This is a genomic window from Microvirga sp. P5_D2 (genome assembly GCF_054049475.1).
The window spans coordinates 1-9107 of the sequence record NZ_JBFUMH010000184.1 but is presented as its reverse complement, the minus strand read 5'-3'; the positions used below and the strand labels follow the sequence as shown (position 1 = coordinate 9107).

Annotated in this window: 10 protein-coding genes; 7 read left to right on the top strand and 3 right to left on the bottom strand. The window is 62.3% G+C overall.

Annotation, left to right across the window (positions count from 1 at the left end; genetic code table 11):
- From ACXJKO_RS26970 to ACXJKO_RS26960, 3 genes are all read left to right on the top strand, one after another.
- Nucleotides 1-726, top strand: a 726-nt coding sequence (locus tag ACXJKO_RS26970) for an adenylate/guanylate cyclase domain-containing protein (protein ID WP_457094126.1), incomplete at its 5' end; no start/stop codon positions are given.
- Between the two features lie 129 nt (nt 727-855).
- On the top strand, nt 856-1179 hold the full coding sequence (locus ACXJKO_RS26965) for a DUF6665 family protein (protein WP_457094125.1): 324 nt from the start codon (nt 856-858) through the stop codon (nt 1177-1179).
- A gap of 261 nt (nt 1180-1440) precedes the next feature.
- Nucleotides 1441-2037, top strand: a complete 597-nt coding sequence (locus ACXJKO_RS26960; RefSeq protein WP_457094127.1) for a tyrosine-type recombinase/integrase — start codon at nt 1441-1443, stop codon at nt 2035-2037.
- Nucleotides 2038-2240: 203 nt separating this feature from the next.
- Here the strand turns inward: ACXJKO_RS26960 and ACXJKO_RS26955 are convergent, their stop codons facing one another.
- Nucleotides 2241-2372 (bottom strand): hypothetical protein, encoded by a 132-nt coding sequence (locus ACXJKO_RS26955; protein WP_457094124.1) that lies wholly within the window; start codon nt 2370-2372, stop codon nt 2241-2243.
- 146 nt (nt 2373-2518) lie between these two features.
- On the opposite strand from ACXJKO_RS26955, the gene ACXJKO_RS26950 reads away from it, so the two are divergent.
- A complete protein-coding gene (locus ACXJKO_RS26950) occupies nt 2519-3520 on the top strand; it encodes a Bug family tripartite tricarboxylate transporter substrate binding protein (protein WP_457094123.1) in 1002 nt (333 codons plus the stop codon).
- A 420-nt stretch (nt 3521-3940) separates the two neighbouring features.
- Here ACXJKO_RS26950 and ACXJKO_RS26945 read toward each other — a convergent pair whose 3' ends face one another.
- On the bottom strand, nt 3941-4879 hold the full coding sequence (locus tag ACXJKO_RS26945) for an NADP-dependent oxidoreductase (RefSeq protein WP_457094122.1): 939 nt from the start codon (nt 4877-4879) through the stop codon (nt 3941-3943).
- Nucleotides 4880-5129: 250 nt separating this feature from the next.
- On the opposite strand from ACXJKO_RS26945, the gene ACXJKO_RS26940 reads away from it, so the two are divergent.
- The 3 genes from ACXJKO_RS26940 (at nt 5130) to ACXJKO_RS26930 (ending at nt 8191) form a co-directional block, all read left to right on the top strand.
- Nucleotides 5130-6059 (top strand): IS110 family RNA-guided transposase, encoded by a 930-nt coding sequence (locus ACXJKO_RS26940; RefSeq protein WP_457094121.1) that lies wholly within the window; start codon nt 5130-5132, stop codon nt 6057-6059.
- Between the two features lie 268 nt (nt 6060-6327).
- Nucleotides 6328-6681: a lysozyme inhibitor LprI family protein gene (locus ACXJKO_RS26935; protein WP_457094120.1), complete on the top strand. Its 354-nt coding sequence runs from the start codon at nt 6328-6330 to the stop codon at nt 6679-6681.
- A gap of 475 nt (nt 6682-7156) precedes the next feature.
- On the top strand, nt 7157-8191 hold the full coding sequence (locus ACXJKO_RS26930) for a YihY/virulence factor BrkB family protein (protein ID WP_457094119.1): 1035 nt from the start codon (nt 7157-7159) through the stop codon (nt 8189-8191).
- A 102-nt stretch (nt 8192-8293) separates the two neighbouring features.
- On the opposite strand, the gene ACXJKO_RS26925 is transcribed toward ACXJKO_RS26930, so the two are convergent.
- A complete protein-coding gene (locus ACXJKO_RS26925) occupies nt 8294-8725 on the bottom strand; it encodes a PRC-barrel domain-containing protein (protein WP_457094118.1) in 432 nt (143 codons plus the stop codon).
- Between the last annotated feature and the right edge of the window lie 382 nt (nt 8726-9107).

The window sequence follows — 9107 nt, the reverse complement described above, 5'->3', positions numbered from 1 at the left end:
CTGTTCACCCTGCTCATCACACTCGCTGTCTGGCGCAGCCGGCGGACCTTGTTGAATCAGGTCGAGGCCGAGGTCGTGCGCGCGGACCTCGCGCGCTATGTCTCTCCGGACGTGGCCGAGGCCCTCTCCAGTCGCGGCGGGACTGCGTTTGGAGAGCCGGCGACACGAACGGTAGCCGTCCTGTTCGCAGATATTGTCGGCTTCACCAAGCTTACCGAGACCCTCTCGCCCGAGCGCACGTTCGCCCTGCTGCGCAGTTTCCAGGAGCGGAGCTGCGCCGTCGTGTTTAAGCATGGCGGCACCCTCGACAAGTACCTCGGCGATGGCTTCATGGCGACCTTCGGCTCCATCGGCCTGCAACCGGACGCGCCGGCCCGCGCGCTCGMSTGYGCCTTCGAACTTCAGCAGGAGATCGAGCGCTGGAACCGGAARAGRTCCRCTCGCGGCGCCRATCCGCTRCGCSTGTCAATTGGGATCCACTGCGGTCCGGTGACAGTGGGCAATCTGGGCGGCAGGGAGCGCRTCGAGTTCACCGTCGTGGGCGATGTCGTGAACGTGGCGAGCAGGCTTGAGGAGATCACCCGGGCGGTAGGCGGCTCGATCATCGCCTCGGAGGATTGCATCCAGGCAGCGGGTGGCTCGGAGTGGCTCACGAGGTTCCAGGCATCTCGCGAGATCCAGCTCCGTGGCAGGCAGCAAGGCCTCCTCGTCCACATCGCCACGTGACAGGTGCCGCGGAGCGTCGCCTGTGCTGGCTTGCGCCAGKGTGTCGCSTTCACCCATGAGGGCTGCGGCACCATCTCACCTCCATCGCCACGTTTCGGAGACTTAAGATGGCAGTTCGCATCCCAGAGCTTGTCGATAGGCCTTCAGCCGGAGACAGGCTGGAGCGTGCTTGATCACGAGCTGCGGGAGCAGAAAGCGCATACGCTCGGAGCCTTGAGTGGCCAAGTCGAGCAGGCTCTTGCGGCATTGCGAGCCTTCGATGCCGAAGCGCACGAACCTGATAGGGGGCATCGTCGCCATGTCTTGTTGGACCGGGCAGCCGACCTGGTCTGGGCCTTCATGATCCAGCGGGAGCTATGTGGCCTCCGGAACTGGGAAGCTGTAGTGCGGGACTATGGCATCCCTCGTGAGGTGCTGAACCGCGTCGGGCAGGTCAGGCGCAAGTCTGACTAGATGAACTGGCATCTTGCCCCTTCCCACAAGACGCTTGAGCCTCCTTGATCACAAGCTCGGGCTCAGAAGGTCTGGAACGGGTCAACATATGAAATCGATGAAGGCAAACCGACGTCCGGATTGCCCTGGTAAGCAGCCGGAAACTTGAGGACTCAGGGCAAACCTGATTCTCCCTGCCAGCAGCTCGGTCAAGTTTCATTGCGGGGGCTTCAATCAAGGAGCACTGCAATGCAACACATCAACGACCATGTTTGCCGAACCATGATACCTTGGAACCGAGGCAGACTGATTGGACCAAAACCGCCTCTCAAGGCTAAGGAGATCTGGTCCATCCGGATCAGGCTCCAGGTTGCACACCGCGTTCGAGATCTCGCTCTGTTCAACCTGGCCCTCGACAGCAAGCTACGAGCCTGTGACCTGGTCGCGCTCCGGGTGGACGATGTGGCCCTCAATGGGCGAGTGCGATCCCGCGCTACTATCATGCAGCGGAAGACCGGCCGGCCTGTTCAGTTCGAGATTACTGAGCAAACCCGCGAGGCTGTGGGACGCTGGCTGGAGAAGAAGGACTTGCACAAGGGCGAGCCGCTCTTCCCCAGCCGAATTGATCGGCGACGGTCGATGACGACCCGCCAGTATGCCCGCCTGCTGGGATCCTGGCTTCGCGCGATCGGGCTCAATCCCTTGGCCTATGGAACGCACTCCTTGCGGCGTACCAAGGCATCGATGATCTACCGAAGAACCGGCAACCTTCGAGCCGTCCAACTCCTACTTGGCCACACCAAGATCGAGAGCACAGTCCGATATCTCGGTATTGACGTCGACGATGCCCTTCTGATTGCGGAGCAGGTTGAGATCTAAGCGCCGGAGGCGGCTTGCCGGCAAGCCGCCTCGTCAGGGCCTTCTGACCGTCACAACCCGAGATCCGGATCTGAGTCCCAAGCCGCCGCAAGGCAGGAGAAGCACGCAGGGCCCCCAGTGACGAGACGGACACCGCTCGTTCCCTGGGCCTCCCAGTCATGGACTGGCTCAGGCACTAACAGACCATAGAAAGGGAAAGGGTCTTAGAAGAGACCTTGCATCGCAACCCAGGCCAGGACCGGATAAAGGGCGACCCCAAGGACGTTGCCGATGATGCGGCCCAGGCGGGTGGCAGGGCCGTTGGTGGGTTCATCGCCGAGCAGTCTGTTGAACACGTTTACCTCCTTGCTTGTGCAACTTGGCCTCTCTTACCCACTTCATGGCATTGTTCTATGCCGCACAGGTTTGTGAGCCCATAGACATGGCTCACGTGTTGGTTATGTGAGACTGCCATGGGCGCATCCTTGCCGCCGACCTCACCATGGGAGACCTGATTGTGAACAAGACAACCCGACGCCAAGCCCTTCTCGCCGGCGCCCTTCTAGCGGGCACTGTATTCGGGCTCGCGCCAGCCATCGCTCAGACCTTCCCCACCCGCCCGATCACCATGGTGGTGCCCTTCGCGGCTGGCGGCTCGACCGATGTGGTCGCCCGCATCATCGCCCAGAAGATGTCTGAGGGCCTGGGCCAGCAGGTCATCATCGAGAACGTGGCGGGCGCTGGCGGCAGCACGGGTGCGGCCCGGGTCGCCAGGGCCGAGCCGGACGGCTACACGATCCTGATGGGCACGGTGGCCACGCACGCGCTCAACCCGCTCATGCTCAAGCGTAAGCCCTACGACGCGGTCACGGACTTCACGCCAGTCTCTCTGCTCGTCCTCGTGCCCAACGTGCTGGTGGTTCACCCCAGCCTGCCGGCCAAGACCGTGCCGGAGCTGATCGCGCTGCTGAAGGCGGACCCGTCCAAGTACAACTACGCCTCCTCAGGCGTCGGAACGCCCCTGCACCTCTCGGGCGAGTTGTTCAAAAGCATGGCGAAGGTCTCGATGCAGCACATCGCCTATCGCGGCTCGGGCCCCGCGCTGAACGATGTGGTGGCCGGCCAGGTGCCGATCATGTTCGACAATCTGCCGTCTGCCTCCGAATTCATCCGGGCCGGCACCCTGCGCGGCATCGCCGTAACCACCAAGGAACGCGCTCCGTCCTTCCCGGACATGCCGACCATCGCCGAGGGCGGGCTCACCGGCTATGAGACCTACACCTGGAACGCCCTGTTCGCCCCGCCCAACACCCCGAAAGCGGTGGTGGACCGGCTCAACGCCGAGGCGCTCAAGGCCGTGAAGGACCCTGCTGTTCAGGAGCGGCTCAAGACCTTCAGCGCCACGGTGGTCGGCTCAACGCCCGAGGCCTTGGGCGAGCACGTCAAGACCGAGATCGCCAAGTGGACCCCTGTCGTGAAGGAAGCCGGCGTTCAGATCGACTGATCGAGGCTCCCGATCCTTCTCAATCAAAAGCGAATCTCCTGGCAGCAAGCCTGGCGCCAGGAGGTGCAATCCATCGCCGCTTTGCTCTGTCCTATGGGAACTTGGGTGGTGGAACCGGTCGACGGCGAAGTGGGCTGATCTGTTGAGCTGGCAGATCGCTTGCACCTATCGCTTAGGGGAACATCATTCCACGGCCTATGTTCTCTGCCCGAGCACCAGATTACCCCGAGGGTGTCCCGCGAACGTCTGTTCTCATGGAGGAGGTCCATGGCGAACCTTCTGAAATCCCTTGACGAGCATCTCTCAAATAATCGGCAACAGCATGGCCACTACCTGACCGATCCCAATGCGATCAACGAGGAGCGGCTTCCCTCCTGTCCCACACGCGTCAAGGGTTCTGACAAGCCTGACCCTATTCCCTCAAGGAGCAAGTGTCAGGACAACTTTGCCGCGGACATGGCCGTGCTGGAGATGCTCCTGCGCGACACCGGCTTCGATGAGCGGAAAGACGCGCTCGACCACAACACGAACCCTGCCCTCGTCAATCAGGCATCCGATCTCGGACAGGTGAGCCCCGTTCGGCTGGGCCATGTAGCCGACGCCCCGCACGCCGTACTGCGCCGCTTTGTCCTGCGAGGGCTGGCCCAAGGTCGAGACCAGGACGCCGCCCTGCTTCAGGGCAGGCCATGACCGGTCCTGGGTCTCCCCCGAAACCAGATCAAAGACGAGATCCATGTCGCGAACCATCTCCTCGAACCGCTCGGCGCGGTAGTCGATTGCCTGGTCCGCGCCGAGGTCACGCGCGAAGTCGAGGTCGGAACCGGAGACTGTCGTGGCCACGAAGGCGGCACCCTTCGCTTTGGCAAACTGGATCGCGAGATGACCCACGCCGCCGGCGCCGCCATGGATCAGGACGCGCTGCCCCTCCTGAAGGCCGCCATGCTCGAACAGCCCCTGCCACGCTGTCAGCCCGGCGAGGGGCACGGCTGCCGCCTGCTCGTGGTCGAGAGTACCAGGCTTGGCGGCCATCTCGACCGCCTTGACCAGGACGTACTCGGCGTAGGTTCCACGACCCATCGGCACCATCGCATAGATCGGGTCGCCCTGGCGCAGCGTATCCGCCCGGGTGCCCAGCAGTTCGACTGTCCCGGACAGATCGACACCGAGCGTCACCGGCAATTGGTCCTGCGTCACGAACGGCGATCCGGCACGGATGACATAGTCGATTGGATTGATGCTCGCGGCAAGGACCCGAACGACCACCTCGTCATCCCGCGGCTGGGGCAACGGGACGTCGTCGAGGCTCAGGACCTCGGGTCCGCCGAAGCGATGGATGCGAACTGCCTTCATGGTCGTCATGGCGGCCTCCCTGTGAGCCCAGCGCCGGGATCTCGAAAAAGGAAAACGCCCGACGGCAGGCATGGTTGTCGTGCGGCAGGAACGGCATCAGCGGCGATCGCGTCGGCCAACCTTGGCGGCCCTCGGCTCCCGTCTCCGGTTGCTGGATCACATCTGGTATCCCGCTCGCCCAGTCCCCACGTCAGCATAGCCTTAGGGTCCGGGCTCCTCTGGCGAGCGGGTCGCTGCTCGCGATATCGGACTTCTTCTCTTGCCCTTGCGCCACGAACGCGACCGCAATCGAGGATCCCATCATGGACTTCACTGCTTTCCGGACTACCTCTACATCCATCCATTCAGGTCGCCTCCTCGCCTGAGACCCCAGGCCGAACTGATAATCCTGGATGTTGTCACGCCTGACCAGACCCGTCGACCGGCCGGGTTCTGCGCGGTCAAGTCAGCCGAGCAGCAGGCTGCCCTGTCGCTTCATTGCACCCGTGACCTTCTGGTCAGGCAGCGCACCCAACTGGTGAACATGGTCCGTGGCTTGCTGGCCGAGTTCGGCATCGTCATACCGGACGGCGTGGACCGGGCGCTGGGGCTCGCGCGCCAGATCCACGCGAAGGAGGCCATGCCCGATGTGCCGACCACAGCCCAGGAGGTCCTCAACCTTCTGTGCGGGCAAGTGCTCGACACCCATGCCCGGGTGCAGGCAATCGACCGCTCCCTGCTCGCTCTTCACCGAACCAACGATGCGGCGCGGCGCTTGGCGTCGATCCCGGGCATCGGTCTGGTGGGCGCCACGGCGCTGGCCGCGCCTGTAGCTGACCCGCGGCAGATTCGGTCCGGTCGGGAGTTTGCGGCCTGGCTCGGGCTGACACCCTTGCAGAACTCCAGCGGCGGTAAGGAGAGGCTGGGCCGCATCAGCAAGATGGGCGACCGCTCTCTGCACAAGCTGCTGGTTATTGGCGCCACCGCACTGATGCGGCACGCAAGCCGCAGAAGGCGGAGCCACGTCTCCTGGCTCTGCTGGCCCGCAAGCCGGTGCAGGTGGCGAGCGTGGCAATGGCGAACAAGATGGCGTGTGTCGTCCTGGGCCATCATGGCGCGCGGGGAGACTTACCAGGTTACAGCGGTGAGATCATCTCTCGCGAAGGTCCGCAGCGGGTCAATCACGGCCTTTAAGCGCGGCTGTGTATAGGTCCGCTCACCGCCTCAAACGGGACGTTTGGCTTGGCCATGCATTCTGGGCATACCTGCAGACCTAAGGCGTCGTGGGATGCTGCCCGCAAGGATGCTTTGAGGGTCAGTCGAATGGGCTCCACCTGAGGAGGGCCCTGGGCATGATCCTCACGGCGACATGACCTTCACATTTCATTAAGCGTGATCCGAACTTGAGCGATCCTGTAGGGAGCACGTACCAGCCAGAATGGTTCTCCCAACAATCGAACTCCTTTGAGGTCACGCTAATGATCAGGAACGCTCTTTACGTCGCCACCCTCTCGGTCCTCCTGACGGCAGCAGGACAGTCTGGGTGGGCCGCCAGCTTCGACTGCGCCAAGGCCGAAACGGCCGACGAGAAGGCCATCTGCGCCGATCGCCAGTTGAATGATGATGATGTAGAGATGGCCGTCCTCTACACTCATCTGAAGCCACTTCTTGGCATGGGTGCCCGCGGCGATATGGAAGATGAACAGGCCGCCTGGCTCAAACGGCGCGCTGGCTGTGGCGATGATCGCATCTGCCTGAGCAAAGCCTATCAGGAGCGGCTGCGCCAGCTGAGAGGAGGCTTCGAGGCCCTCGCCAAACGCGGTTCCTTCTGATCGTGCTGGCAACGGAGATACGTTGCGGTAGGCTCAGCTCCAACACCGTCCTGTCATACTTGCTCGGCATGATCCTCTTTCCTGCTCATGAAGAAGGAGGTCCTTGATGGCAACAGAGCGCTTTACGGCGGAGGTGATCACAGCCCGGGCTCGGCAGCTCGCGAACGAACAGGGACCTGGCTGGGAAGCCGTCATGGCGGGGGAGCAGGTCGGGAGACACACCGCTGAGCTCAGGTACTGACGCGAGCTCGCGCTCCAGGAGCTTGAGGCTGAGACAATGACAACCTTCGAGGTCGAGGCTAGCACTCCGAAGACCATTGGGCTCGATTAGCGAAGCGAATGAGGAGAATGCGCGGTCGAAGGTCTGCGCGCAGGTAAGGCGCTAACAGACGTTAGCCGATAGAAAGCCTAGAACGTCCTGGTCATACGGCAAGAAGCTATCGACCCATATCCTCCTGGACCTCCACGGTGCCCTATGAACGAACATGGCGAAGATTGGCGCTCCAAGATCGAGGAGAAGGCCGCCCCCGGCGTGCTGCCGGATGATCTCAACCGTGCCCACGAGCCCGGCCGGGGACGCGAGGCAAACACACCCGGGGAGATCCCAGCCCGCGGCTGGGCAGACATTCTCTGGCGCGTGCTCTGGGGGATCTCGGAAGATCGTATTCTGTCGACATCAGGTGGGGTTGCTTTCTTTGCCCTGCTGGCTGTCTTTCCGGCGATTGCCACAATTGTGTCGCTCTACGGGCTCTTCGCCGACACCAGCACAATCAGGGGACACCTGTCCCTTCTTGCTGGCATTTTGCCGGGCGGGGTGCTGGAACTAATCGGTGAGCAGATCTCGCTGATTGCCACCCAGGGCAACGACACGCTCGGCGTCGCCTTCATCGTCGGCTTTCTGGTCGCGCTGTGGAGCGCAAACTCGGGGGTGGCAGCCCTCTTCGATGCGCTTAACGTGGTCTATGGCGAGAAGGAGAAGCGCAGCCTGCTGCGCTTCTACGCCACAACATTCCTGCTCACGCTGGGCATGATCGGCTTCATCATTTTGGCGATCAGCGCAGTGGTGGTAGCGCCGGTCCTTCTCGCCTTCATGGGCTTCGTGACTCCAGTCGAGCGACTCTTGGCCATCTTGCGGTGGCCGATCCTTCTCGTAATTGTGGGCATGTGGCTTGCCGTTATCTACCGCTACGGACCAAGCCGCCGCGACCCAAAGTGGCGCTGGGTGACCTGGGGCAGTGTCACGGCCGCGGTGCTCTGGCTTGCGGCTTCGATGCTGTTCTCCTGGTATGTTGCCAACTTCGACAGCTACAACAAAACCTATGGTTCACTTGGCGCTGGCGTTGGCTTCATGGTGTGGATTTGGYTGTCGGTGGTGATCGTCCTGCTTGGTGCTGATCTCAATGCCGAGATGGAGCATCAGACGGCCCGCGACAGTACAGATGGCACACCCAAGCCGCTTGGCGCCCGCGGGGCCAACATGGCCGATCATGTCGGTGCGTCGCACGCCTGACGCAGGAGGGAACGCAGTGGCCCGAGACGCCGCCTGGAATTACCCGAGCCTTAGTTGACGCTTCCCGGTGGCATGGCAGCCCCCAAGGTCCGACAACTCCAATCACGCAGTTGGTGCAGTTTTGTAGTAGGCGTCCACCTTGGCGCCGTACTCGTCATCTGCGAACGGATCCTCATCAGCGCCGTAACGCGGAGCCTCGGCAAGTCGATCCTTGTCAATGTCCACCACATAGCCGCCAAGTTGCGTGTCATAGGTCAGCGCCCGCCAGGGCAGCGGGTGATAGCTCTCGCCTATGCCGAGAAAGCCGCCGAAGCTCATGACCACATAGGCAACCTGACCCGAGATCTTGTCGACCATGAAGTTGTACACGGTCCCGAGCTGTTCTCCGGCCTGGTTGAACACGGGCGTGCCTTCAACCTTGCTGGAGGCAATCAGGCGCCGCGTCTCGTCGACGGCCAAGCCTTCGCTTGATGGGTCGAGTTCCATTGATCCAGGTTCACGAAGGTGTCTCTCGTCTGGCAGTTTCGTAGGCATAGTGCCCTCCTGCAGAGCAACGCCAGGGTGGGATGGCTGTTCCGGCAGATGTTCTGCACTCAAGGTACGGAATAGGACAAACTAGGAAATCTCCTGCCCTTCAGAAACGTCCGGTTCTCCACCCTATGCGGACAGCGGGCCTAGTTCCGCCTCGTGCCGATTGCGTTGAAAAAGTCGGCGCTCGAACGGCCTGAGTAGCGACGGGGTTTGCTTGCGGAGGTCAGAGCTGTGATGAGTTGGGTGCTTGTGCTCCCCTCAGGCCGCTTGGGGCACCTGAGGCCCTGTCGGAAGAGCCAGCTTAGCGAGCTTTCTCAGGTTCTGGGCGGTTGCGGCCAGCAGGAACTCATCCTGAGCACCACACGGCCCTCTCAGCCCTCTCAGC

Coding starts and splice junctions, on each gene's coding strand:
- ACXJKO_RS26925 (WP_457094118.1), bottom strand. CDS start 8,725: ATGCCTACGAAACTGCCAGACGAGAGACACCTTCGTGAACCTGGATCA.
- ACXJKO_RS26935 (WP_457094120.1), top strand. CDS start 6,328: ATGATCAGGAACGCTCTTTACGTCGCCACCCTCTCGGTCCTCCTGACG.
- ACXJKO_RS26945 (WP_457094122.1), bottom strand. CDS start 4,879: ATGACGACCATGAAGGCAGTTCGCATCCATCGCTTCGGCGGACCCGAG.
- ACXJKO_RS26950 (WP_457094123.1), top strand. CDS start 2,519: ATGGGAGACCTGATTGTGAACAAGACAACCCGACGCCAAGCCCTTCTC.
- ACXJKO_RS26960 (WP_457094127.1), top strand. CDS start 1,441: ATGATACCTTGGAACCGAGGCAGACTGATTGGACCAAAACCGCCTCTC.